The sequence below is a fragment of the Erwinia pyrifoliae DSM 12163 genome (genome assembly GCF_000026985.1).
GTDB classification, from domain to species: domain Bacteria; phylum Pseudomonadota; class Gammaproteobacteria; order Enterobacterales; family Enterobacteriaceae; genus Erwinia; species Erwinia pyrifoliae.
In genome coordinates this window covers 261,866-285,718 of record NC_017390.1, presented here as the reverse complement: position 1 = coordinate 285,718, position 23,853 = coordinate 261,866, and the positions used below count along the sequence as shown (strand labels likewise).

Here is a 23,853-nt window from a genome sequence, read left to right as displayed (position 1 = left end):
ACTATTGGCTTTACGCCGTGCTACAGAGCCTGCCTCAGCAATGATTATGGTCGCAAAAATCACTGATGAGTCAGGTTCTATGTTACAGCGTGCAAAAAGGGCATCAAATGATGCCCTTTTGGTGTGCATTGCGTCAAATATTATCAGCGATTAAGCGATAACTTTAGCAACAACACCNGCACCAACGGTACGACCACCTTCACGGATGGCAAAACGCAGACCGTCGTCCATCGCGATTGGGTGGATCAAAGTAACAACCATCTGGATGTTGTCNCCTGGCATCACCATCTCAACGCCTTCTGGCAGTTCGATAGTACCGGTCACGTCAGTGGTACGGAAGTAGAACTGTGGACGGTAGCCTTTGAAGAACGGAGTATGACGGCCGCCTTCNTCTTTAGACAGAATATAAACTTCTGACTCGAACTTGGTGTGGGGCTTGATGGTGCCTGGCTTAGCCAGAACCTGACCACGCTGGATATCTTCGCGCTTGATACCGCGCAGCAGGATACCACAGTTCTCACCCGCACGGCCTTCGTCCAGCAGCTTACGGAACATTTCAACNCCGGTACAGGTTGATTTNACGGTATCTTTGATACCAACGATCTCAACTTCTTCACCGACTTTAACGATNCCGCGCTCTACACGACCGGTAACAACGGTACCACGGCCAGAGATGGAGAATACGTCTTCGATTGGCAGCAGGAANGGCTTGTCAATTGCGCGCTCGGGTTCCGGGATGTAGTTGTCCAGGTGACCAGCCAGTTCGATGATCTTAGCTTCCCACTCTGCTTCACCCTGCAGCGCTTTCAGTGCAGAACCGCGCACGATTGGCGTGTCGTCGCCAGGGAAGTCGTACTGCGTCAGCAGGTCACGTACTTCCATCTCAACCAGCTCCAGCAGCTCTTCATCATCNACCATGTCACACTTGTTCAGGAACACGATGATGAATGGAACGCCAACCTGGCGACCCAGCAGGATGTGCTCNCGGGTCTGAGGCATTGGGCCGTCAGTCGCAGCAACAACCAGAATCGCGCCGTCCATCTGCGCNGCACCGGTGATCATGTTTTTCACATAGTCGGCGTGGCCCGGGCAGTCNACGTGCGCGTAGTGGCGAGACTGGGTGTCATATTCAACGTGAGAGGTGTTGATGGTGATACCACGCGCTTTTTCTTCTGGTGCGTTATCNATCTGGTCGAATGCACGAGCAGCGCCGCCGTAGGTTTTAGCCAGAACGGTGGTGATAGCAGCAGTCAGGGTAGTTTTACCGTGGTCAACGTGGCCGATAGTACCAACGTTGACGTGCGGTTTGGAACGTTCAAATTTTTCTTTAGACATCGCTTGTCCCTCTAAGACACGGATTAATCGGTGATATCACCACATCAACCAGGCATCGCCTGAATAGTTGAATTGTTTTAACAGAGAAGAAGCAGGGGGGAGATTTTGAAGTGGTGCTGATACCCAGAGTCGAACTGGGGACCTCACCCTTACCAAGGGTGCGCTCTACCAACTGAGCCATATCAGCACGGCTTGGAGCGGGCAGCGGGAATCGAACCCGCATCATCAGCTTGGAAGGCTGAGGTAATAGCCATTATACGATGCCCGCATCCTGGAACTCGGCTACCTGTTCTGTCTGTAGCTTGTGAACAACAAGGAATATGTTTCCCTGCTGCTCAAGCCACCATGCTTTTTGCCTGATGACCTTGACTGTGCTTGAGCTCAGTCTAAATCTTGATAAGCATACCTTCAGGAGGTTGCCATCTTTTCCAGTTGATTGATTACTCGCTCTTCTGGTTTCAACTCCAAAATGCTGAGTCGAAAATGGTGGTGGGAGAAGGATTCGAACCTTCGAAGTCGATGACGGCAGATTTACAGTCTGCTCCCTTTGGCCGCTCGGGAATCCCACCTGGGGTACTTGATGGTGCCGGCTACCGGAATCGAACTGGTGACCTACTGATTACAAGTCAGTTGCTCTACCAACTGAGCTAAGCCGGCATCAAGTGGTGCGCATTCTAGAAAGACCTGAGCCGGGATGCAACAAAAAATTTGCGATATTTGTTCTTACGTACACTATTTATGCAAACATGGTGAAAACAGCCCCTTTTCACTGTGAATTCGTTCAAATATTCATCACCCCAATCTGATTATTAACGCGTAACCAAAGTTCGTTTGACGAAGCACTTTGCTCAGAGACGTTTTATTTGGATAAATAATATTCAGCAGGTTTCCGCGCCTTGGCGCAGTTAAAGCTCAATCAGTTTGACCTTCTGATTGCCAGCGGTAATTATCATTAATGCGGGCGCGGTTACGTTTGCAGCTGCCGCGCATCTTTTTCCTTCTTTTTTCTGCCCGTCTGGTGGTAACCTCCGCCCATTGTTTTATGAACTTTCCCTTCGTAGCTTTGCTTGGCGGCAAGCAAATCTTGCTGTTACATCGTGCGCTAACTTTTTCGAAGGGTAAAATCGCTGACAGAAGCAGGCATATGAGCAAAAAAGACTCTCTGTTAACCACACCCTATTTACAGTTCAACCGAACCCAATGGGCTGCGCTACGCGACTCGGTGCCCATGACCCTTTCAGAGGAGGAAATTGCCCGACTGAAGGGCATTAACGAAGACCTTTCGATAGAAGAAGTGGCAGAGATCTATCTCCCTCTCTCTCGCCTGCTGAATTTTTATATCAGCTCTAATTTGCGGCGCCAGGCAGTACTTGAGCAGTTCCTCGGTACTGACGGACAAAAAATCCCCTATATCATCAGTATTGCCGGTAGCGTTGCCGTCGGTAAAAGCACCACTGCACGCGTGCTGCAAGCCTTGCTGAGCCGCTGGCCGGAGCATCGCCGCGTTGAATTGATCACTACAGACGGCTTCCTGCATCCAAATTCGGTACTGAAAGAACGTGGGTTGATGAAGAAGAAGGGCTTTCCCCTCTCCTATGATATGCATCGCCTGGTTAACTTCGTCTCAGACCTGAAATCGGGTGCCGCTCAGGTTACCGCCCCGGTCTATTCTCATCTGATCTATGATGTCATTCCGGCAGGCGACAAAATTGTTCAGCAACCTGATATTTTGATCCTTGAAGGGCTGAACGTCTTGCAAAGCGGTATGGATTATCCCCATGATCCTCATCACGTTTTTGTCTCTGACTTCGTGGATTTTTCGATTTACGTCGACGCGCCGGAAGATTTACTGGAACACTGGTACATTAACCGCTTCCTTAAATTTCGCCAGGGCGCATTCACCGATCCAGATTCTTATTTCCACCATTATGCGCAACTGCCTGAAGAAGAGGCGGTGGCTATTGCCAGCCAGCTGTGGAATGAAATTAATTACCGGAATCTGAAAGAGAATATTCTGCCCACGCGCGAACGCGCCAGCCTGATTATGACGAAAAGCTCCGATCACGCTGTCGATCTGGTCAGATTAAGAAAATAACCAGAGAGGAGCATTGCTCCTCTCTGTCAGCTCTGCGGTCGAAGCGAAATTTCCCCGCCGACCCAGGATTTGGTGACACCATCCTGTTCCAATATTAAGCCACCCTGCTGATCTATGCCTCTGGCAATTCCGTTGATTTCGCGATCGCCGATCAACAGTTTTACCGGGCGATTAATGAAATTATCTAACGCAGCCCAGCGTTGAATAAATGGGGTAAGGCCATCCTGTTCAAACTGTGCCAGCGCCGTGCGCATCTTATTAACAATCAGCGCAGAAAGGGCATTTCGATCGACATTACACCCCGTTTCATGCAAGTTTATCCAGCCCTGATTAATCACGTCTTGTGCCGGAGCGCGCATCGCCAGGTTAATTCCGGCTCCAATCACAATTTGTGCCGCATCTCCCGTTTTACCGGTAAGTTCGACGAGAATACCAGCCAACTTGCGCTCGTGCAGGTAGATGTCATTGGGCCATTTTACTCTGATATCAGGAGCACCCTGTTGCTGTAGCGCTTCGGCGATAACAATGCCGATAACCAGACTCAATCCCATTGCCGCTGCCGGTCCTTGCTCCAGACGCCAGTACATCGATAAATACAGGTTAGAGCCAAAAGGAGAAAACCACTGTCGTCCACGCCTGCCGCGTCCCGCCTGCTGGTATTCTGCCACGCAGGCGTCCCCGGATTGCAGACTGGCCATTCTGTCCAGCAAATACTGATTAGTAGAGTCAATCACCGGGATCACTGCAAGCCGGCCATCTTCAAGCTCTGCATTAATCGCTTTTTCATCCAGCATCTGCATGGTAAATGGCAGGCTGTAGCCTTTGCCGGTGACGGTAAAAACGTCAATCCCCCACTCTTTCAATGTATGAACATGCTTGTTAATTGCTGCCCGGCTCATGCCCATTTGCTCACCAAGCTGCTCACCTGAATGGAATTGGCCATCTGCCAGAATGTGGATCAGCTTTAACGGTACGGTATTATCTTTCATGACATAGCCTTTACAGCGTCTGTTTCGCCCTGAGAAGCAATAAATCGCACTTCGGGTTCAAGCCATACATTAAACTTCTCCGCCACGCGCTGACGTACGGTACGTGCCAGATCGACAATATCCTGTCCGGTGGCGGTACCCGTGTTGATTAGCACTAGCGCCTGCTTTTCATGCACTGCTGCGCCACCAACTCGAAATCCTTTCAGCGAGCAGCGATCGATCAGCCAGCCAGCGGCCAGTTTCACCTCACCACTTTTTTGTGGATATTGAGGAATATCAGGGTACCGGGTATGCAGTTCGGCAGCGATTGCTGCACTTACCAGCGGGTTTTTGAAGAAACTCCCCGCATTGCCAGTGATGTCAGGATCGGGCAGTTTGCTACGACGCATTTGGCAAACGGCATCAAATATTTGTTTAGGCGTAACAGCCAGAGGGTCAAGATTGCGTAAATCCCCATAGCTAAGTACGGGCCGCCAGCTCTTGTTAAGCTTGAATCCTACGGCAACAATGGCGTAGCCTTCACGGTAATGATGCTTGAATACGCTATCGCGATAGCCAAACTGGCATTCAGCTGCACTCAACCGCTGGCACACGCCATCATCAAGAGAGACGATATCCACGTACTCACATACCTGTTCCAGCTCGACGCCATAGGCCCCGATATTCTGAATGGGGGCAGAACCTACACATCCCGGGATAAGTGCCAGATTCTCAAGCCCGGCAAGCCCTTTATCCAACGTGGTTTCCACCAGTTGATGCCAGTTTTCCCCTGCTCCTGCATGCAGTAACCACGCATCAGTTGTCTCTGTAATGCTGATGCCTTTGATCCGGTTGATCAAAATCTGCCCATGAAAATCATTCAGAAACAATACATTACTCCCTTCACCCAACAGCAGTACCGGCTCCTTCTGATGCACGCTTTGCTGCCAGCACTGGCAAAGTGCTTCTATGCTGTCTGCCACACTAATTTTGTTAGCGTAAGCATCAATACCGAAGGTGTTCCAGGGTTTTAATGAATTTTGCTGGCGGGACATAATGCGACCTTTGCAGATTAAACCGTCGGATAGTGTACCCGATTCATCAACAACGAGTTGAGGATTTTCCGCGCGGAATAGCGGTCACGGCATGCAAATATGCCTGATTAACTATGCATTGAAACAGTCGAAAAGAGTAAAAATCTGTTTTGACCAACGGCCAGAAAAACTAAAAAGCCCCGCGCTTTCGCATGGGGTTCTTCGGTCTTCAGAACGCAAAAAGGCCATCCCGNAGGATGGCCTTTTGCCTGATTTGATGCCTGGCAGTTCCCTACTCTCGCATGGGGAGACCCCACACTACCATCGGCGCTACGGCGTTTCACTTCTGAGTTCGGCATGGGGTCAGGTGGGACCACCGCGCTANAGCCGCCAGGCAAATTCTTTGTGCTCTGTCCTTCGTCTTTTACGCCGCTGCCGCGTTGGCTTCCTTCGCTCGCAACGGTCACATACTCGTGTATGCTCCCGCCGACTCGGCTCAGTTGCCGCCTTGCCGCAACGTAAAATACTCGGACACAGAAACGAATCTCGTTCCCGCTAATTCTTTATCCGGTTCAAGCTGAAAATATCTCTTCGTCCCTCAACACAACCCAGAACGCTTCTGGCGTTGTAAGGTTAAGCCTCACGGGTCATTAGTACCGGTTAGCTCAACGCATCGCTGCGCTTACACACCCGGCCTATCAACGTCGTCGTCTTCAACGTCCCTTCAGGGGTCTCAAGGACCCAGGGAAGATTCATCTCGAGGCAAGTTTCGCGCTTAGATGCTTTCAGCGCTTATCTTTTCCGCACTTAGCTACCGGGCAATGCCATTGGCATGACAACCCGAACACCAGCGGTGCGTTCACTCCGGTCCTCTCGTACTAGGAGCAACCCCCTCTCAATCTTCCAGCGCCCACGGCAGATAGGGACCGAACTGTCTCACGACGTTCTAAACCCAGCTCGCGTACCACTTTAAACGGCGAACAGCCGTACCCTTGGGACCTACTTCAGCCCCAGGATGTGATGAGCCGACATCGAGGTGCCAAACACCGCCGTCGATATGAACTCTTGGGCGGTATCAGCCTGTTATCCCCGGAGTACCTTTTATCCGTTGAGCGATGGCCCTTCCATTCAGAACCACCGGATCACTATGACCTGCTTTCGCACCTGCCCGAGCCGTCACTCTCGCAGTCAAGCCAGCTTATGCCATTGCACTAACCTCACGATGTCCGACCGTGATTAGCTGACCTTCGTGCTCCTCCGTTACTCTTTGGGAGGAGACCGCCCCAGTCAAACTACCCACCAGACACTGTCCCCACGCCGGATTACGGCGCCAGGTTAGAACATCAAACGTTAAAGGGTGGTATTTCAAGGTTGGCTCCACGCAGACTGGCGTCCACGCTTCNAAGCCTCCCACCTATCCTACACATCAAGGCTCAATGTTCAGTGTCAAGCTGTAGTAAAGGTTCACGGGGTCTTTCCGTCTTGCCGCGGGTACACTGCATCTTCACAGCGAGTTCAATTTCACTGAGTCTCGGGTGGAGACAGCCTGGCCATCATTACGCCATTCGTGCAGGTCGGAACTTACCCGACAAGGAATTTCGCTACCTTAGGACCGTTATAGTTACGGCCGCCGTTTACCGGGGCTTCGATCAAGAGCTTCTCGCAGCGCGATAACCCCATCAATTAACCTTCCGGCACCGGGCAGGCGTCACACCGTATACGTCCACTTTCGTGTTTGCACAGTGCTGTGTTTTTAATAAACAGTTGCAGCCAGCTGGTATCTTCGACTGGCTTCAGCTCCGCGAGCAAGTCGCTTCACCTACGCGCCAGCGTGCCTTCTCCCGAAGTTACGGCACCATTTTGCCTAGTTCCTTCACCCGAGTTCTCTCAAGCGCCTTGGTATTCTCTACCTGACCACCTGTGTCGGTTTGGGGTACGATTCGATGTTACCTGATGCTTAGAGGCTTTTCCTGGAAGCAGGGCATTTGTCACTTCAGCACCGTGGTGCCTCGTCATCACGCCTCAGCCTTAAAGAGTTCCGGATTTGCCTGGAACTCAAGCCTGCACGCTTAAACCGGGACAACCGTCGCCCGGCCAACATAGCCTTCTCCGTCCCCCCTTCGCAGTAACACCCAGTACGGGAATATTAACCCGTTTCCCATCGACTACGCCTTTCGGCCTCGCCTTAGGGGTCGACTCACCCTGCCCCGATTAACGTTGGACAGGAACCCTTGGTCTTCCGGCGAGCGGGCTTTTCACCCGCTTTATCGTTACTTATGTCAGCATTCGCACTTCTGATACCTCCAGCAGACCTCACNGTCCACCTTCGACGGCTTACAGAACGCTCCCCTACCCAACGGACGTATCCCGAGGCCCACTCGACTTTNATGGGCGCATTGACGTCGCTGCGCTCCGTCAATCGTTATCCACTATAGTGAATGTGCCCGGGTGATACGNCCGCTGCCGCAGCTTCGGTGCATGGTTTAGCCCCGTTACATCTTCCGCGCAGGCCGACTCGACCAGTGAGCTATTACGCTTTCTTTAAATGATGGCTGCTTCTAAGCCAACATCCTGGCTGTCTGGGCCTTCCCACATCGTTTCCCACTTAACCATGACTTTGGGACCTTAGCTGGCGGTCTGGGTTGTTTCCCTCTTCACGACGGACGTTAGCACCCGCCGTGTGTCTCCCGTGATAACATTCTCCGGTATTCGCAGTTTGCATCGGATCGGTAAGCCGGGATGGCCCCCTGGCCGAAACAGTGCTCTACCCCCGGAGATGAGTTCACGAGGCGCTACCTAAATAGCTTTCGGGGAGAACCAGCTATCTCCCGGTTTGATTGGCCTTTCACCCCCCAGCCACAAGTCATCCGCTAATTTTTCAACATTAGTCGGTTCGGTCCTCCAGTTAGTGTTACCCAACCTTCAACCTGCCCATGGCTAGATCACCGGGTTTCGGGTCTATACCCTGCAACTTAACGCCCGGTTAAGACTCGGTTTCCCTGCGGCTCCCCTATACGGTTAACCTTGCTACAGAATATAAGTCGCTGACCCATTATACAAAAGGTACGCAGTCACACCACGAAGGTGCTCCCACTGCTTGTACGTACACGGTTTCAGGTTCTGTTTCACTCCCCTCGCCGGGGTTCTTTTCGCCTTTCCCTCACGGTACTGGTTCACTATCGGTCAGTCAGGAGTATTTAGCCTTGGAGGATGGTCCCCCCCATATTCAGACAGGATGTCACGTGTCCCGCCCTACTCATCGAACTCACAATAAGTGCCTTTTTGTGTACGGGGCTGTCACCCTTTACTGCGCGACTTTCCAGACGCTTCCACTAAAGCACAAACTGATTCAGGTTCTGGGCTGTTCCCCGTTCGCTCGCCGCTACTGGGGGAATCTCGGTTGATTTCTTTTCCTCGGGGTACTTAGATGTTTCAGTTCCCCCGGTTCGCCTCATGCCACTATGTATTCATGACATGATAGTGCAACGGATTGCACTGGGTTTCCCCATTCGGGTATCGTCGGTTGTTGCGGTTCATATCACCTTACCGACGCTTATCGCAGATTAGCACGCCCTTCATCGCCTCTGACTGCCTGGGCATCCACCGTGTACGCTTAGTCGCTTAACCTCACAACCCACAAGCGTCCCGAAAGACGTCTGTCAGTTGCAGGCATTGAGAGACTCGAACATGTCGTTAACTTCATTCTTATTACGGAGAATGAACACGACACGTCGTTTCAATTTTCAGCTTGTTCCGGATTGTTAAAGAGCATAATACTTCGCAGCATACTGTTAACCAGTACACTCTGAAATATTGAATTCAGAAAAACCATATGGTGGAGCTAAGCGGGATCGAACCGCTGACCTCCTGCGTGCAAGGCAGGCGCTCTCCCAGCTGAGCTATAGCCCCATACGGTCTGACAGAAACCTTTTTCTACCACTCATGAGGAGTCGCATTTTCTTTATAAAGAGAAAATGCAATTTCTTTTCAGGCAAGGCATGCGGGAGGGAAGTTTACTACAGTAAACGACCGAGTGCATAACGCAGCATGAGAAGAAATTTGGTAGGCCTGAGTGGACTTGAACCACCGACCTCACCCTTATCAGGGGTGCGCTCTAACCACCTGAGCTACAAGCCTGTAGAGGTTTTTCTGCTCGTTACTTTTTNATCAGACAATCTGTGTGGACACTGCGCCGGAAGGTATCTTCAGGTAAGGAGGTGATCCAACCGCAGGTTCCCCTACGGTTACCTTGTTACGACTTCACCCCAGTCATGAATCACAAAGTGGTAAGCGCCCTCCCGAAGGTTAAGCTACCTACTTCTTTTGCAACCCACTCCCATGGTGTGACGGGCGGTGTGTACAAGGCCCGGGAACGTATTCACCGTAGCATTCTGATCTACGATTACTAGCGATTCCGACTTCACGGAGTCGAGTTGCAGACTCCGATCCGGACTACGACGCACTTTATGAGGTCCGCTTGCTCTCGCGAGGTCGCTTCTCTTTGTATGCGCCATTGTAGCACGTGTGTAGCCCTGGCCGTAAGGGCCATGATGACTTGACGTCATCCCCACCTTCCTCCGGTTTATCACCGGCAGTCTCCTTTGAGTTCCCGACCGAATCGCTGGCAACAAAGGATAAGGGTTGCGCTCGTTGCGGGACTTAACCCAACATTTCACAACACGAGCTGACGACAGCCATGCAGCACCTGTCTCACGGTTCCCGAAGGCACTTCCGCATCTCTGCAAAATTCCGTGGATGTCAAGGCCAGGTAAGGTTCTTCGCGTTGCATCGAATTAAACCACATGCTCCACCGCTTGTGCGGGCCCCCGTCAATTCATTTGAGTTTTAACCTTGCGGCCGTACTCCCCAGGCGGTCGACTTAACGCGTTAGCTCCGGAAGCCACTCCTCAGGGGAACAGCCTCCAAGTCGACATCGTTTACGGCGTGGACTACCAGGGTATCTAATCCTGTTTGCTCCCCACGCTTTCGCACCTGAGCGTCAGTCTTCGTCCAGGGGGCCGCCTTCGCCACCGGTATTCCTCCAGATCTCTACGCATTTCACCGCTACACCTGGAATTCTACCCCCCTCTACGAGACTCTAGCCTGCCAGTTTCGAATGCAGTTCCCAGGTTAAGCCCGGGGATTTCACATCCGACTTGACAGACCGCCTGCGTGCGCTTTACGCCCAGTAATTCCGATTAACGCTTGCACCCTCCGTATTACCGCGGCTGCTGGCACGGAGTTAGCCGGTGCTTCTTCTGCGGGTAACGTCAATGAAAAAGGTTATTAACCTTTCCCCCTTCCTCCCCGCTGAAAGTACTTTACAACCCGAAGGCCTTCTTCATACACGCGGCATGGCTGCATCAGGCTTGCGCCCATTGTGCAATATTCCCCACTGCTGCCTCCCGTAGGAGTCTGGACCGTGTCTCAGTTCCAGTGTGGCTGGTCATCCTCTCAGACCAGCTAGGGATCGTCGCCTAGGTGAGCCGTTACCCCACCTACCAGCTAATCCCATCTGGGCACATCCGATGGTGTGAGGCCCGAAGGTCCCCCACTTTGGTCCGTAGACGTTATGCGGTATTAGCTACCGTTTCCAGTAGTTATCCCCCTCCATCGGGCAGTTTCCCAGACATTACTCACCCGTCCGCCACTCGTCACCCGAGAGCAAGCTCTCTGTGCTACCGTTCGACTTGCATGTGTTAGGCCTGCCGCCAGCGTTCAATCTGAGCCATGATCAAACTCTTCAATTAAAAGTTCGATTTGCTGAAACCTGCTTTTACAAACAGGACAGCGATGCTCAATCGTAAAACGTCATAATGAATGTCATTATGTGTTCACTCATGAGGCTTGATATTTTTTGCGCCTTGCGGCGCTGATATCAATCCTGCGAGTGCCCACACAGATTGTCTGATAAATTGTTAAAGAGCGGTGCAACAAGTCGCTGAAGCGTACTGTCGCGAGGTGGCGTATANTACGCTTTNCTCCTTCGGAGTCAACCTCTTTTTGAGGGNTTTTTCCGGCGGTTCAGAACTTCCTGAACCTCTCAACACGCCGGCCNGTAAGCCGTTGTTCCGTGTCAGTGGAGGCGCATTATAGGGAGTTTCTGACGGCTGACAAGCGTTTATTGCAGAAAAATGCCTGAGCACCTTATTTTTCATCGAAACGCGTTTTTTTACTGCAATTTGCTGGATAATTCGGCAAATTCATGGGCAAAGCGGCTCACCTGTTGCCAGTCAGTGTACTCAACTTCCTTACTGGTATCCGTTTCGCCCTTGGTCATGCGCATAATCAGCTGGATCATAGTGCGATCGAAGAAGCCATATAGGGGATAACGTAATGCACCGGCAAAAACCGCGCAACAGTCGGGTTCCCACGGGGACTGAAGCAAGAACTTACGCGTGTAAGCGTTGGTTTGCGGCGTACGCTTCTCCGGCTTGCGCGCCGTCAGGTTCACAGAGAAGAAACCACTCGCGCGCTGCTGCAATGCGTTGAGATTGCTTTTCACAAATTTTGCAACGACCGGCTGGAAATGACCATAACGGATCGATGCGCCAATCAGCACCCGGTCATATTGCGCCCAGTCGATATCGTCAACGTGTTGGATATTGAAAACATCGCATTCACGCTGCTCCTTAAGGAGATTAGCAATATAAAAGGCAATCTGGCGGGTTTGACCGTCACGGCTGGAAAACAGGATTAGCGCTTTCATTATTCAACTCTCGCTTACTCACGCCAGAATGTTGGCGTAAACAGAACTAATAAGGTAAAGACTTCAAGACGCCCGAACAGCATCGTCAAAATCAGGATCCACTTAGCCGTGTCATTCATCGAAGTGAAGTTATCCGCCACGACCCCTAAGCCTGGGCCAAGGTTATTCAACGTAGCGGCAACAGCTGCAAATGCCGAAAAGTCATCAACGCCGGTAGCAATAATCGCCAGCATGCTGAGGATAAATACCAGTGCATAAGCAGAGAAGAACCCCCACACCGCTTCAAGGATACGTTCAGGCAAGGCACGATTACCCAGCTTAATGGTGTAAACCGCATTGGGGTGCACCAGCCTTTTCAACTCACGCGTTCCTTGTTTAAACAACAGCAGAATACGGATAACCTTCAGCCCCCCGCCGGTAGAACCGGCACAACCGCCGATAAACGCGGAACACAACAGCAATACCGGCAGGAATAATGGCCAACGCGCGATACTGTCCGTGGTGAAGCCAGCGGTGGTCGCCATCGAAACAACCTGGAAAAAAGCCTGGTTGAGCGTCTGCATCCCACTTTGATAAACATCATGGAACCATAACACCAGGGTACAAATCACTACCAGCGTAATCTGCACGCCGATAAACATGCGGAATTCCGGGTCACGCCAGTAAACGCGCAGGTTACGTCCACTGAGCAATGAAAAGTGCAGACCATAGTTACAGCCGGATATCAGCAGGAAAACGGCAATAATGGTATTTATGGTCGGACTGTTAAAGTAGCCGATGCTGGCATCATGGGTGGAAAAGCCACCAATGGCGATAGTGGAGAAGCTATGGCCAATTGCGTCGAACAGCGACATGCCGGCCAGCCACAGAGCCAGCGCGCAGGCAACGGTTAGCAAAACGTAGATCAGCCACAACGTTTTCGCCGTTTCAGCAATGCGCGGGCGCATCTTATTGTCTTTCAGTGGACCGGGCATTTCGGCACGGTAAAGCTGCATGCCCCCCACGCCGAGGATAGGCAGGATCGCCACGGCCAGCACGATAATCCCCATCCCACCCAGCCATTGCAGCATCTGACGATAAAACAGAATGGCCTTTGGCAATGTATCCAGCCCTGTCAGAGTCGTCGCGCCAGTGGTTGTCAGCGCGGAAAATGACTCAAAAAAAGCATCGGTCAACTTGAGGTGTGGCTGTTCAGTAAAGATAAACGGCATCGCCCCCACGCTGCCCAACACCGTCCAGAACAGGACCACGATAAGGAATCCTTCACGCGGCTTCAGTTCACTTTTCTTTTTACGGTTCGGCCACCAGAGTAACGTGCCGATCATCAACGCCATAAAAAACGTCTGGGTGAATGCACGCCCTGCACCGTCGCGGTAGATCAATGCCACCAGTCCGGGCACGATCATGGTGCCTGAGAACAAAATGACCAGTAAACCCACTATGCGGGTAATGGCGCGAAAATGCATTCTGCCGTTCCTTTCCTGACGTGAAATGTTATTTAAGCGAGACTAATTGCAAAGTGCCCCGGCTGAAGTCTGACAAATTTTGCCTGAAGCCTGCCACCCGCGCATGGGGCAAAGCCAGGGTGAGCGTAATTTTTTCCAGAAACTCACTGTTGAGCACCTGTCCATCGAAGCGAGCCACCAGGCGCTCAATTTCACTTAACTGCGCATAGTTGCAGATAAGGCTGAACGTAAGCATGGGAACTTTCACCCGGCGAGGCAGCAGGCGTAGCGCCTGCTGGACACCGCCACCGTAAGCTTTAACCAGCCCGCCGGTTCCCAGCATAATACCGCCGTAATAGCGCACCACCACCGCCGTGATTTCGCCTATATGGCTTCCCATCAGCTGAGCCAGTATCGGTTTACCGGCGGTACCGGACGGCTCACCATCATCGGAAAAGCCCAGCTGCTGCGAATCATCAGGCGCCCCGGCGACGAATGCCCAGCAGTGGTGCCGCGCTGCCGGATGCTGCTGTTTGATCTGCTGGACAAAGGCTCGCGCCTCGTCTACACCATCAGTATGAGCCAGCAGCGTAATAAAACGGCTTTTTTTTATCTCTTCGCTAAAGCTCCACGGCTCTGCCGGGATATCGTAAGCGTCCATCAGGCCAGATGAAGGTCGCGCGTCATGTTTTCCACGCTATTTTTATGGATAACCACATTATCTTCGATGCGAATACCGCCATAAGCTCTCAGCGCATCGATTTTCGCCCAGTCAAAATACTTGCTGAACTTACCGGCACGCCAGGGAGCCAGTAGAGAAGCGATAAAGTAGATCCCCGGCTCAATGGTCAGCACCATTCCCGGCTCCAGCACGCGGGTACAGCGCAGATAAGGATACTGCTGCGGCGCAGCGAGATGCGTACCGCGATCGTCCTGCATAAAGCCTGCCACGTCATGAACCTGTAAGCCCAGCAAGTGACCAATGCCATGCGGCATAAACGGCCCGGTGAGGTCCTCTTTCACCATCGCTTCCGCACTAAGCCCGTTCACCAGCTGATGTTTAAGCAGCAGGCTGGCAATGCGGTAGTGCATTTGCTGATGATATTCGGTGTAGCGTACGCCCGCTTTCATGGTGGCGATCAGCTCCAGCTCTTCCTTATTCATGTCTTTAATCAGCTGCGCATATTCGCTGCCTTCACTTGCGGCATAGCTGCGGGTGATGTCGGCCGCATAGCCATTGTATTCTGCCCCGGCGTCAATCAGGAAACTGCGGCGCTTTTCGGGCAGCTGCTGGTCGAGTTTTGTGTAATGCAATATCGCTGCATGCTCGTTCAACGCGATGATATTGCCGTACGGGACGTCCGTGTCCCGGTGGCCGGTGGCACTGAGATAAGCCACGTTAATGTCGAATTCACTCAACCGCGCTTTGAATGCTTCTTTCGCCGCCCGGTGGCCGGTTACCGCAATCATTTGCGCCTGGCGCAAACAATACAGCTCATAGCCGGTTTTGTAGGCGCGATAGTAATGCAGGAAGTCGATGACGCCCTGGGGATTAATCGCGTCGGTATTGAAGCCTAATTGGGTAGCACGCGCGGCCACCGGGCCAATACAGGCCACGTTCTGCCGCTGTGCAGGTAACAGTCGGGCAATATCATCGGCGTTTTTCAGTGGAACAATATCAATTTCGCCCGTCCAGAAACTGTTCGGCAGCGGCTCCACGTCATGCCAGTAATCAACCGGGGAATAGAACCACAGCTTAGGCTTGCTGACGCCATCTATCCACAGCCAGCAGTTTGGCACCTGGGTAACGGGAACCCAGGCTTTGAACTGTGGATTCACTTTGAAGGGATAGGTATGATCGTCAAGGAATACCGTGAGTAACTCCCCGGAATGAATCAACATTGCATCAAGATTATGGCGTGCCAGCACCTGCTGTGCGCGCTGTTGCAGGGTTTTAATATGCTCCTGATAGAGCGTCACTAACGACTCCATGCCCCGTCTCCGTGATTACGAAATTGTCGTCATCTTACCACAGCCAGCGGGGGGATGCCGTGTTGCCGCAGCTGTGATCCTGCCAGCAAATACACAACGTTATATTTGCAAATCATTAATATCAATCTCACACTTCAGGTCATCTGGTATGACCAGATCCCCTTATCGCGGTTCAGGAGACAGATATGCTCTACCAAGGCGAGACCCTTTCCCTAAACTGGCTGGAAGATGGCATAGCCGAACTGGTTTTTGATGCCCCAGGCTCGGTGAATAAGCTTGATACGCAAACCGTTGCCAGCCTGGGCGAAGCTATCTCGGTGCTGGAACAGCAGCCAAGGTTGCGCGGAGTGCTGCTCAGCTCGCGCAAATCGGCGTTTATCGTTGGTGCCGATATTATGGAATTCCTGTCACTTTTCGCCGCGCCTGCGGAACAGCTGGCTCAGTGGCTGGCGTTTGCCAACGGCGTCTTTAACCAAATGGAGGATCTGCCGGTGCCTACCGTTTCGGCCATTAACGGTTACGCGCTGGGCGGTGGTTGTGAGTGTGTGCTCGCTACCGATTACCGTATTGCCAGTACAGATGCACGCATTGGGCTGCCGGAAACCAGGTTAGGCATCATGCCAGGTTTTGGCGGGTCGGTGCGTATGCCACGCTTGCTGGGTGCTGACAGCGCGCTGGAAATGATCGCTGCCGGAAAAGATATTGATGCGATGCAGGCTTTAAAGGTGGGTCTGGTAGATGCCGTCGTCAGCGTGGATAAACTCCACGCGGCGGCTGTTTCTGTATTGAAGGAAGCCATTGCGGGTCAATTAGCCTGGCGTGAACGCCGGCAGATCAAGTTAGAGCCGTTGAAACTGAGCAAAATTGAAGCCGCAATGAGTTTCAGCACCGCCAAAGCGGTGGTGCTGCAAACTGCCGGGAAACACTATCCGGCCCCGCTAACCGTGGTGAAAACCATTGAGGCAGCGGCAAAATTGAGGCGCGATGAAGCTCTGAAACTGGAGACGGCGGCCTTTGTACCGCTGGCGCGCTCTGATGGAGCTCGCGCTCTGGTTGGCATCTTCCTTAACGACCAGGCAGTGAAAGCCAAAGCCAAAAAACTGGCAAAAGGGGTCGACGCTCCTGAGCGTGCTGCCGTGCTGGGTGCAGGCATTATGGGGGGCGGCATTGCTTATCAATCTGCCTGTAAAGGCATCCCCATCATTATGAAAGACATTAGCGAAAAAGCGCTGAAGCTCGGGGTGAGCGAAGCGGCAAAGCTGCTCAATAAGCAGTTGATACGCGGCAAAATTGATGGCCTCAAGCTGGCCGGCATCATGAGTACTATTCAGCCAGTGCTTCACTATGCAGGTTTTGAGCAGGTTGATGTAGTGGTGGAAGCCGTGGTGGAAAACCCGCAGGTGAAGGCGACCGTGCTGGCAGAAACAGAACGCCACATCCGCCCGGATGCCATTCTGGCCTCAAACACCTCGACCATCCCAATCAGTCAGCTCGCTGAAGCATTAACCCGCCCGGAAAATTTCTGCGGCATGCATTTTTTCAACCCCGTACCGCGTATGCCGCTGGTTGAGGTGATTCGCGGCAGCAAAACGGCAGATGCCACCATCGCCAAAGTGGTGGCCTGGGCCAGCAAAATGGGCAAAACGCCGATTGTGGTCAACGACTGTCCCGGCTTCTTTGTTAACCGCGTGCTGTTCCCTTACTTTGCCGGCTTTAGCCTGTTACTACGCGATGGGGCCGATTTCCGCCAAATCGATAAAGTCATGGAAAAACAGTTTGGCTGGCCGATGGGCCCTTCGTGGTTGCTGGACGTGGTAGGCATTGATACCGCGCATCATGCACAAGGCGTGATGGCCGCCGGGTTCCCGGCGCGAATGGAGAAAGATTATCGCGATGCCATTGACGTCCTGTTTGCGGCAAACCGTTACGGGCAGAAAAACCAGCAGGGCTTCTGGCGCTGGGAAACCGACAGCAAGGGCAAGCTTAAGAAAGTCTCCGATGATGAAGCCGATCGTCTGCTGCAAAGCGTCTGCCAGCCAAAACGCGTGTTCAGCGATGAGGATATTGTGGATCGCATGATGATACCGATGATCAATGAGGTGGTGCGATGCCTGGACGAAGGCGTGATCGCCAGCCCGGCAGAGGCCGATATGGCGCTGGTTTATGGTCTTGGCTTCCCGCCATTCCACGGCGGGGCTTTCCGCTATCTCGACACCATAAGCAATGATAGCTATATCGCGCGCGCCGCGCCTTTCAGCGCGCTCGGCGCGCTCTATCAGGTGCCGGAACGTATACATGAAAAGGCGGCCAAAGGCGTGAGCTGGTATTCCCCGGCAACTCCGCTGGATAACACAACATTAAGAACGGCGTGAGGAAAGCAAAATGGAAAAAGTTGTCATTGTTGATGCCATCCGCACTCCGATGGGTCGGTCAAAAGGCGGCGCATTTCGCCATGTGCGGGCAGAAGATCTCTCCGCGAGTCTGATGAAGAGCCTGCTGAGCCGCAATCCGTCCGTCGATCCCGCCACGCTGGATGATATTTACTGGGGCTGCGTACAGCAGACGCTGGAACAGGGGTTTAACATTGCCCGTAACGCCGCACTGCTGGCGGAAATTCCGCATTCTGTTCCTGCCACTACCGTCAACCGTTTGTGCGGCTCTTCCATGCAGGCACTGCATGATGCCGCACGCGCCATTATGGTCGGTGATGCACATACCTGCCTGATTGGCGGCGTAGAGCATATGGGTCACGTACCGATGAGTCACGGCGTTGATTTCCATCCGGGTCTCAGCCGCAGCGTCGCTAAAGCCGCCGCAATGATGGGTCTGACCGCGGAAATGCTGGCGCGGATGCACGGTATCAGCCGTGAAATGCAGGATCGGTTTGCCGCCCGCTCCCACCAGCGCGCTGCGGCAGCCACCCAGGCCGGGCATTTTGCCGCCGAGATTGTCGCCGTTTGCGGCCATGATGCTGATGGCGTGCTTAAACGCTATGACGCCGATGAAGTCATTCGCCCCGAAACCACGGTAGAAAGCCTGGCGGCATTGCGCCCGGCTTTTGATCCGATCAACGGCACCGTGACCGCAGGCAGCAGCTCGGCGTTGTCCGATGGGGCGGCCGCCATGCTGATAATGAGTGAATCACAGGCGCGGCAACGGGGTCTGAAAGCACGCGCCCGCATCCGCTCAATGGCGGTGGTTGGCTGCGATCCGTCGATGATGGGCTACGGACCGGTTCCTGCCTCCCGGCTGGCCTTGAAGCGCGCCGGGCTGAGCACCGCAGATATTGGCGTGTTTGAACTCAATGAAGCTTTTGCCGCACAGACGCTGCCGTGCATTAAGGATCTGGGTTTGATGGACAGACTTGACGAGAAGGTCAACCTGAACGGCGGTGCGATTGCACTCGGCCACCCGCTGGGCTGCTCAGGAGCACGTATCAGCACCACGCTGCTGCACCTGATTGAACGGCGCGATGAGCAATTCGGCCTTGCCACCATGTGTATCGGGCTGGGCCAGGGGATCGCCACCGTATTCGAACGTCTCTGACAGATTAATACCGTCCAACGGTACTTCAGTTAACCGCCTTTCAGTAAAGGCGGTTTTTCATCCCTGTGAATGAAAGCAGGGGACAGCAAAGCTCCCCCTTCCCGTCAGATAAAGGCAAAGGCATCGCCAAACATGTGCGCTTCCTGCGCACCACGCTCGGCACAGAAACGTTCGCGGGCAATTTTCGCCATTTCGAAACGGCCAGCGATATAGATATCATGCCCGGACAGGCTGCCATAATCCTGCATAACTGCGGTCAGAACGGTGCCATTGCGGCCGGTAAACCCTTCTTCCGGCTGTTCAACTACCGGAACCACCTTCAGGTTCGGATGCCTGACAGCCAGTGCATTCAGTTCATCCAGGTCATACAGGTGCTTCAGCTCGCGCCCGCCCCAGTAAATCGCAATATGGCGGTCCGGCTGCTGCGCCAGTGCCGTCAGGAGGATGGAACGCGCATAAGAGAAACCGGTACCGCCCGCAATCAGTAGCAGCGGACGATCGCCCTCCTCACGTAACCACGCATCGCCATGAGGAATATCTACGGTAATCTGGCGCTGCTGATGAATACGCTCCATCACCGCCATGGCATAGAGGTTAAGCTCGGAAGCACCGATATGCAGTTCAATGATGTCTTTTTCCATCGGCGTGGAGGCGAGAGAGAACGGGCGCTTATCGTTCTCGTCCATTACCACCATCAAATACTGACCCGCACGAAAACTGAAGTCAGCCTCCGGGATCAGACGGACACGGTACACGGTATCGGTAATAGCCTCTACTGAGGTCACTTTACAGCTTAAGGTTGTCATGCGTTCCCCTGTCGGGTCGTCATTATCATTTGACCATCAACGCTTCAGCGCGCTGGTGTATCACTCAAGATGCCTAACTCATCCCAGATCGCATCAATACGGGCGACAACAGCGGGATCCTTACGGATGGGAGTCCCCCACTCGCGCTGTGTTTCGCCAGGCCATTTATTCGTCGCATCCATCCCCATTTTTGACCCCAGACCGGAAACCGGCGAGGCAAAATCAAGATAATCAATCGGCGTGTTCTCTACCAGAACCGTATCGCGTGCCGGGTCCATACGCGTGGTAATCGCCCAGATAACATCATTCCAGTCACGCGCATTGACGTCGTCATCGCAAACGATAACAAATTTGGTATACATAAATTGCCGCAGAAAGGACCAGACGCCCATCATGACGCGTTTGGCGTGACCGGCATACTGCTTCTTAATTGTCACTACCGCCAGGCGATAGGAACACCCTTCGGGCGGCAGATAGAAGTCGACAATCTCCGGAAACTGTTTTTGTAAAATCGGGACAAAAACCTCATTCAGCGCCACACCGAGCACCGCAGGTTCATCCGGCGGACGTCCGGTGTAAGTAGAATGATAGATCGCATCACGGCGCTGCGTAATATGAGTAAGGGTAAATACCGGGAAATCATCCACTTCATTATAGTAGCCGGTATGGTCGCCGTAGGGACCTTCCGGTGCCATTTCACCCGGATCGATATAACCTTCCAGCACAATCTCCGCGCTGGCAGGTACTTCGAGATCGTTTGATACGCACTTAACAACTTCAGTTTTCGTGCCGCGCAACAGTCCGGCAAAGGCATATTCGGACAGCGTATCCGGCACCGGCGTCACCGCACCGAGGATGGTCGCCGGATCGGCACCGAGCGCCACGGAAACCGGGAAGCGTTCCCCCGGATGCTGCTGGCACCACTCCTGGTAGTCCAGCGCGCCGCCACGGTGGGAAAGCCAGCGCATGATCAGTTTGTTTTTGCCGATCACCTGCTGGCGATAGATGCCCAGATTCTGCCGCTCTTTTTGCGGGCCACGCGTCACGGTCAGCCCCCAGGTCACCAGCGGGGCGGCATCGCCCGGCCAGCACTTCATCACCGGGATGCGCGACAGATCGACATCATCGCCCTGCCAGATCTGCTGCTGACAGGGTGCATTGCGCAGCCGTTTGGTCGGCATATTTAATACCTGTTTCCACTGCGGTATTTTGTCAAAAAAGTCGCGGAAGCCACGCGGCGGTTCAGGCTCTTTCAGAAAGGCCAGCAGCCTTCCCACATCACGCAGTGCTTTCACATCTTCCTGGCCCATCCCCATCGCCACGCGATCCGGGGTGCCAAACAGATTACAAAGCACCGGCATACTGTAGCCTTTCGGGTTTTCGAACAGCAGCGCCGGACCACCGGCACGCAGCGTACGGTCGGCAATTTCGGTCATTTCAAGATCGGGGTCGATCTGTTGTTTGATACGTTTTAATTCCCCACGCTGTTCAAGCAGAGAAATGAAGTCGCGTAAGTCGTGGTATTTCATGACTTTCCATCAGTACGGCCAGTGAGTGAGCCATTATAGTGCCGATCCAGCGCTGAGGGCTAATTTTGTTGGTAAGTTTAGACGCGCTGTTGCCTTGCAAATATGATAATCAATGCGGATTTAAATTCATCGCGCGATGCATTAACTGTCATTAAGGCATTTGGCAACCCGCCGCTGTCTCCGATCTCGCTATAACTATGACAACGATTTTGCTATTCTTGCAGGCAAGATAATTGGAAAGTGATGTTATGGAATCCTGGTATTTACTTTACTGCAAACGAGGCCAACTACTGCGTGCACAAGAACACCTTGAGCGCCAGGCAGTTCATTGCCTTAGCCCGATGGTTGCTTTAGAGAAAATAGTGCGTGGTAAACCCACCCAAGTCAGTGAACCGCTGTTCCCTAATTATCTGTTCGTCGAATTCGACCCGGAATCAATCCATACCACTACCATCAGTGCAACGCGTGGAGTCAGTCATTTCGTTCGATTTGGCAATCAGCCTGCCACCGTGCCGCAAGGTGTGATAAACGCTTTGCAGGTCGGTCCTGCGTTACCTCTTGACGACGGGGAATTGCCACAACCAGGCGATACCGTGATGATCACCGAGGGGGCGTTCGAAGGGCTGAAAGCGATATTTACTGAACCGGATGGTGAAGCGCGATCGATGCTGCTGTTAAACCTGTTAAATAAGCAGGTCGTGCGCAGTATCGCCAATCAACAGTTCAGATGCTGTAAACCTGCCCCTTAGCAGGGGCACATGTCATGCCCCGGCCACACTAAAGACTGAACAGTGTACGTGCGTTTAACGCCGTTTGCGCCGCCAGTTCGTCAACGTCATCCCCACGTAATAATGCTACCTGCTGCACGATATGCGGTAAAAAGCAGGGTTCATTACGTCTTGATGGCGGACGCGGACGCATATCTCGGGGCAGTAGCCAGGGGGCATCCGTTTCCAGCAGCAGGCGGTCTACGGGGATCAGTGGCACCAGTTCACGCAGTTCCTGTCCACGCCGTTCGTCGCATATCCAGCCGGTAATGCCAATAGATAAGCCCTCTGCCAGGCAGGACTCAAGTTCTGCACGCGTGCCGGTAAAGCAGTGCAGTACCGCCGCCTTTAGCCTGGGCAGCCAGGGTTTAAGAATTGAAATGAAACGCTCGTGGGCTTCACGGCAGTGCAGGAATACGGGCATAGACAGCTCTGCGGCCAACGCCAGCTGGGCATTAAACGCCCAGGCCTGCTGTTCTGGCTCCGAGAAATTGCGGTTAAAATCGAGGCCACATTCGCCGATAGCCACAACATGAGGGCTTTCCGACAGCCGGCGCAGCGTTGCAGCGGTTTCAGCCGACCATTCGCTGGCATGATGAGGGTGCACGCCGGCCGTTGACCAGCAGTAATCCGCGTGCTGGCGCGCCAGGCTGAGTGCCTGCTGACTTTCTAGCGCATTGGTGCCGGTGATAAGCATGCCGCTAACGCCCGCTTCACGCGCACGTTTTACCACCTTATCACGATCTTTCGCAAACTGGGTGCTGGTCAGATTTACACCAATATCAAACATAATCCCTTCCAAACAGTAACCGCCCTGTCGGGCGGTTAATTAATTCAACATTTGTTACCCGCAGCGGCCGCTCGCTCAGCCTTGCTCCGATTCGTCGTCCTGTTCCTCGTCACGGCGGTGCTTACCTACGTAAAAACGCGAGACAAACACACCGACCTCAAAAAGACAGTACATCGGGATGGCCAACAGCGTCTGGGAGAAAATATCCGGTGGCGTTAGCAGCATGCCGACGACAAACGCGCCAACCAACACATAAGGGCGTTTGGCCTTGAGATCTTCTGGCGTGGTAACACCGGTCCAGCACAGCAGTACGATAGCAATCGGGACTTCAAACGACACGCCAAACGCCATAAATAACGTCATCACAAAATCGAGATAGTTATTAATGTCGGTGGCAATCTGTACGCCCTGTGGCGCAGTTTTGGCGAAAAAGCCAAACGCCAACGGGAAGACGATAAAGTAGGCGAAAGCCATCCCCAGATAGAATAGGAATGAACTGGAAAACAACAGCGGCATGACCAGCTTGCGCTCGTGGCGATAAAGCGCCGGGGCGACAAAGGCCCAGACCTGATAAAGAATAACCGGCACCGCAAGAAACAGCGAAACGATGATGGTCAGCTTAATCGGGGTAAAGAACGGTGACGCCACGTCGGTGGCAATCATACTGGCCCCGGCAGGCATTTGTTTGATCAACGGAGCGGATACCAGCTGGTAAATATCGTTCGAGAAATAAGCCAGGCACAGGAAAATGGCCAGAACGGCAATAATGCAGTGCAACAGGCGCTTACGCAGCTCAATCAGATGGCTGATAAGCGGTTGGGTATCTTCAACAGCCAT

General features: G+C 53.1%; 15 protein-coding genes, 6 tRNA genes and 3 rRNA genes. 4 read left to right on the top strand and 20 right to left on the bottom strand.

What is annotated here, in order from left to right; genetic code table 11:
• Positions 1 to 150: 150 nt before the first annotated feature.
• The 5 genes from tuf to EPYR_RS01305 form a co-directional block, all read right to left on the bottom strand.
• On the bottom strand, positions 151 to 1,335 hold the full coding sequence (gene tuf / locus EPYR_RS01325; protein WP_014538448.1) for an elongation factor Tu: 1,185 nt from the start codon (positions 1,333 to 1,335) through the stop codon (positions 151 to 153).
• A 111-nt stretch (positions 1,336 to 1,446) separates the two neighbouring features.
• Positions 1,447 to 1,522: transfer RNA gene (locus EPYR_RS01320), tRNA-Thr, on the bottom strand.
• Positions 1,523 to 1,528: 6 nt separating this feature from the next.
• Positions 1,529 to 1,603 (bottom strand) — tRNA-Gly (locus EPYR_RS01315).
• Between the two features lie 216 nt (positions 1,604 to 1,819).
• Positions 1,820 to 1,904, bottom strand: a tRNA-Tyr gene (locus EPYR_RS01310).
• A gap of 12 nt (positions 1,905 to 1,916) precedes the next feature.
• Positions 1,917 to 1,992: transfer RNA gene (locus EPYR_RS01305), tRNA-Thr, on the bottom strand.
• Positions 1,993 to 2,479: 487 nt separating this feature from the next.
• Here EPYR_RS01305 and coaA point away from each other — a divergent pair.
• On the top strand, positions 2,480 to 3,430 hold the full coding sequence (coaA, locus tag EPYR_RS01300; RefSeq protein ID WP_012666621.1) for a type I pantothenate kinase: 951 nt from the start codon (positions 2,480 to 2,482) through the stop codon (positions 3,428 to 3,430).
• A 26-nt stretch (positions 3,431 to 3,456) separates the two neighbouring features.
• Here the strand turns inward: coaA and birA are convergent, their stop codons facing one another.
• The 11 genes from birA to pepQ form a co-directional block, all read right to left on the bottom strand.
• Positions 3,457 to 4,419 carry a bifunctional biotin--[acetyl-CoA-carboxylase] ligase/biotin operon repressor BirA gene (gene birA, locus EPYR_RS01295; RefSeq protein ID WP_012666620.1) on the bottom strand — a complete coding sequence of 321 codons (963 nt, stop codon included), beginning with the start codon at positions 4,417 to 4,419 and terminating at the stop codon, positions 3,457 to 3,459.
• Positions 4,416 to 5,453, bottom strand: a complete 1,038-nt coding sequence (gene murB / locus EPYR_RS01290; RefSeq protein ID WP_012666619.1) for a UDP-N-acetylmuramate dehydrogenase — start codon at positions 5,451 to 5,453, stop codon at positions 4,416 to 4,418. Before murB ends, birA begins: the two co-directional genes overlap by 4 nt.
• Before the next feature lie 258 nt (positions 5,454 to 5,711).
• Positions 5,712 to 5,827: ribosomal RNA gene (gene rrf / locus EPYR_RS01285) — 5S ribosomal RNA — on the bottom strand.
• Positions 5,828 to 6,061: 234 nt separating this feature from the next.
• Positions 6,062 to 9,059, bottom strand: a 23S ribosomal RNA gene (locus EPYR_RS01280).
• Positions 9,060 to 9,265: 206 nt separating this feature from the next.
• Positions 9,266 to 9,341, bottom strand: a tRNA-Ala gene (locus EPYR_RS01275).
• Positions 9,342 to 9,492: 151 nt separating this feature from the next.
• A tRNA-Ile gene (locus tag EPYR_RS01270) sits at positions 9,493 to 9,569 on the bottom strand.
• Positions 9,570 to 9,642: 73 nt separating this feature from the next.
• Positions 9,643 to 11,182 (bottom strand): 16S ribosomal RNA (locus EPYR_RS01265).
• Together the 16S, 23S and 5S rRNA genes with 2 tRNA genes alongside form the textbook arrangement of a ribosomal RNA operon.
• 422 nt (positions 11,183 to 11,604) lie before the next feature.
• Positions 11,605 to 12,141 carry a menaquinone-dependent protoporphyrinogen IX dehydrogenase gene (gene hemG, locus EPYR_RS01260; RefSeq protein ID WP_012666618.1) on the bottom strand — a complete coding sequence of 179 codons (537 nt, stop codon included), beginning with the start codon at positions 12,139 to 12,141 and terminating at the stop codon, positions 11,605 to 11,607.
• A gap of 14 nt (positions 12,142 to 12,155) precedes the next feature.
• Complete coding sequence (trkH, locus tag EPYR_RS01255; RefSeq protein ID WP_012666617.1) at positions 12,156 to 13,607, bottom strand: Trk system potassium transporter TrkH; 1,452 nt, start codon at positions 13,605 to 13,607, stop codon at positions 12,156 to 12,158.
• A 28-nt stretch (positions 13,608 to 13,635) separates the two neighbouring features.
• A complete protein-coding gene (locus EPYR_RS01250) occupies positions 13,636 to 14,247 on the bottom strand; it encodes an IMPACT family protein (protein WP_012666616.1) in 612 nt (203 codons plus the stop codon).
• Positions 14,247 to 15,578, bottom strand: a complete 1,332-nt coding sequence (gene pepQ / locus EPYR_RS01245; protein WP_012666615.1) for a Xaa-Pro dipeptidase — start codon at positions 15,576 to 15,578, stop codon at positions 14,247 to 14,249. The genes EPYR_RS01250 and pepQ overlap by 1 nt, the downstream gene beginning before the upstream one ends.
• Positions 15,579 to 15,763: 185 nt before the next feature.
• Between pepQ and fadB the strand changes: the two genes are divergently transcribed.
• Both fadB and fadA read left to right on the top strand, forming a co-directional pair.
• Complete coding sequence (gene fadB, locus EPYR_RS01240; protein WP_012666614.1) at positions 15,764 to 17,950, top strand: fatty acid oxidation complex subunit alpha FadB; 2,187 nt, start codon at positions 15,764 to 15,766, stop codon at positions 17,948 to 17,950.
• Between the two features lie 10 nt (positions 17,951 to 17,960).
• A complete protein-coding gene (gene fadA / locus EPYR_RS01235) occupies positions 17,961 to 19,124 on the top strand; it encodes an acetyl-CoA C-acyltransferase FadA (RefSeq protein WP_012666613.1) in 1,164 nt (387 codons plus the stop codon).
• Positions 19,125 to 19,228: 104 nt separating this feature from the next.
• On the opposite strand, the gene fre is transcribed toward fadA, so the two are convergent.
• Both fre and ubiD read right to left on the bottom strand, forming a co-directional pair.
• Positions 19,229 to 19,930, bottom strand: a complete 702-nt coding sequence (gene fre / locus EPYR_RS01230; protein ID WP_012666612.1) for an NAD(P)H-flavin reductase — start codon at positions 19,928 to 19,930, stop codon at positions 19,229 to 19,231.
• A 44-nt stretch (positions 19,931 to 19,974) separates the two neighbouring features.
• Positions 19,975 to 21,459, bottom strand: a complete 1,485-nt coding sequence (gene ubiD / locus EPYR_RS01225; RefSeq protein WP_012666611.1) for a 4-hydroxy-3-polyprenylbenzoate decarboxylase — start codon at positions 21,457 to 21,459, stop codon at positions 19,975 to 19,977.
• A gap of 248 nt (positions 21,460 to 21,707) precedes the next feature.
• Between ubiD and rfaH the strand changes: the two genes are divergently transcribed.
• On the top strand, positions 21,708 to 22,208 hold the full coding sequence (gene rfaH, locus EPYR_RS01220) for a transcription/translation regulatory transformer protein RfaH (RefSeq protein WP_012666610.1): 501 nt from the start codon (positions 21,708 to 21,710) through the stop codon (positions 22,206 to 22,208).
• Between the two features lie 28 nt (positions 22,209 to 22,236).
• Here rfaH and tatD read toward each other — a convergent pair whose 3' ends face one another.
• Entirely contained in the window at positions 22,237 to 23,016 is a 780-nt protein-coding gene (gene tatD, locus EPYR_RS01215) for a 3'-5' ssDNA/RNA exonuclease TatD (protein WP_041473963.1), read from the bottom strand.
• Between the two features lie 75 nt (positions 23,017 to 23,091).
• A complete protein-coding gene (gene tatC, locus EPYR_RS01210) occupies positions 23,092 to 23,853 on the bottom strand; it encodes a Sec-independent protein translocase subunit TatC (protein WP_012666608.1) in 762 nt (253 codons plus the stop codon).

Excerpts from the sequence above, each read along its gene's own strand:
- fadB (WP_012666614.1), top strand. The coding sequence starts at position 15,764 with ATGCTCTACCAAGGCGAGACCCTTTCCCTAAACTGGCTGGAAGATGGC.
- coaA (WP_012666621.1), top strand. The coding sequence starts at position 2,480 with ATGAGCAAAAAAGACTCTCTGTTAACCACACCCTATTTACAGTTCAAC.
- EPYR_RS01250 (WP_012666616.1), bottom strand. The coding sequence starts at position 14,247 with ATGGACGCTTACGATATCCCGGCAGAGCCGTGGAGCTTTAGCGAAGAG.
- fre (WP_012666612.1), bottom strand. The coding sequence starts at position 19,930 with ATGACAACCTTAAGCTGTAAAGTGACCTCAGTAGAGGCTATTACCGAT.
- ubiD (WP_012666611.1), bottom strand. The coding sequence starts at position 21,459 with ATGAAATACCACGACTTACGCGACTTCATTTCTCTGCTTGAACAGCGT.
- pepQ (WP_012666615.1), bottom strand. The coding sequence starts at position 15,578 with ATGGAGTCGTTAGTGACGCTCTATCAGGAGCATATTAAAACCCTGCAA.
- birA (WP_012666620.1), bottom strand. The coding sequence starts at position 4,419 with ATGAAAGATAATACCGTACCGTTAAAGCTGATCCACATTCTGGCAGAT.
- rfaH (WP_012666610.1), top strand. The coding sequence starts at position 21,708 with ATGGAATCCTGGTATTTACTTTACTGCAAACGAGGCCAACTACTGCGT.
- murB (WP_012666619.1), bottom strand. The coding sequence starts at position 5,453 with ATGTCCCGCCAGCAAAATTCATTAAAACCCTGGAACACCTTCGGTATT.
- fadA (WP_012666613.1), top strand. The coding sequence starts at position 17,961 with ATGGAAAAAGTTGTCATTGTTGATGCCATCCGCACTCCGATGGGTCGG.
- tatD (WP_041473963.1), bottom strand. The coding sequence starts at position 23,016 with ATGTTTGATATTGGTGTAAATCTGACCAGCACCCAGTTTGCGAAAGAT.
- tatC (WP_012666608.1), bottom strand. The coding sequence starts at position 23,853 with ATGGCTGTTGAAGATACCCAACCGCTTATCAGCCATCTGATTGAGCTG.
- trkH (WP_012666617.1), bottom strand. The coding sequence starts at position 13,607 with ATGCATTTTCGCGCCATTACCCGCATAGTGGGTTTACTGGTCATTTTG.
- hemG (WP_012666618.1), bottom strand. The coding sequence starts at position 12,141 with ATGAAAGCGCTAATCCTGTTTTCCAGCCGTGACGGTCAAACCCGCCAG.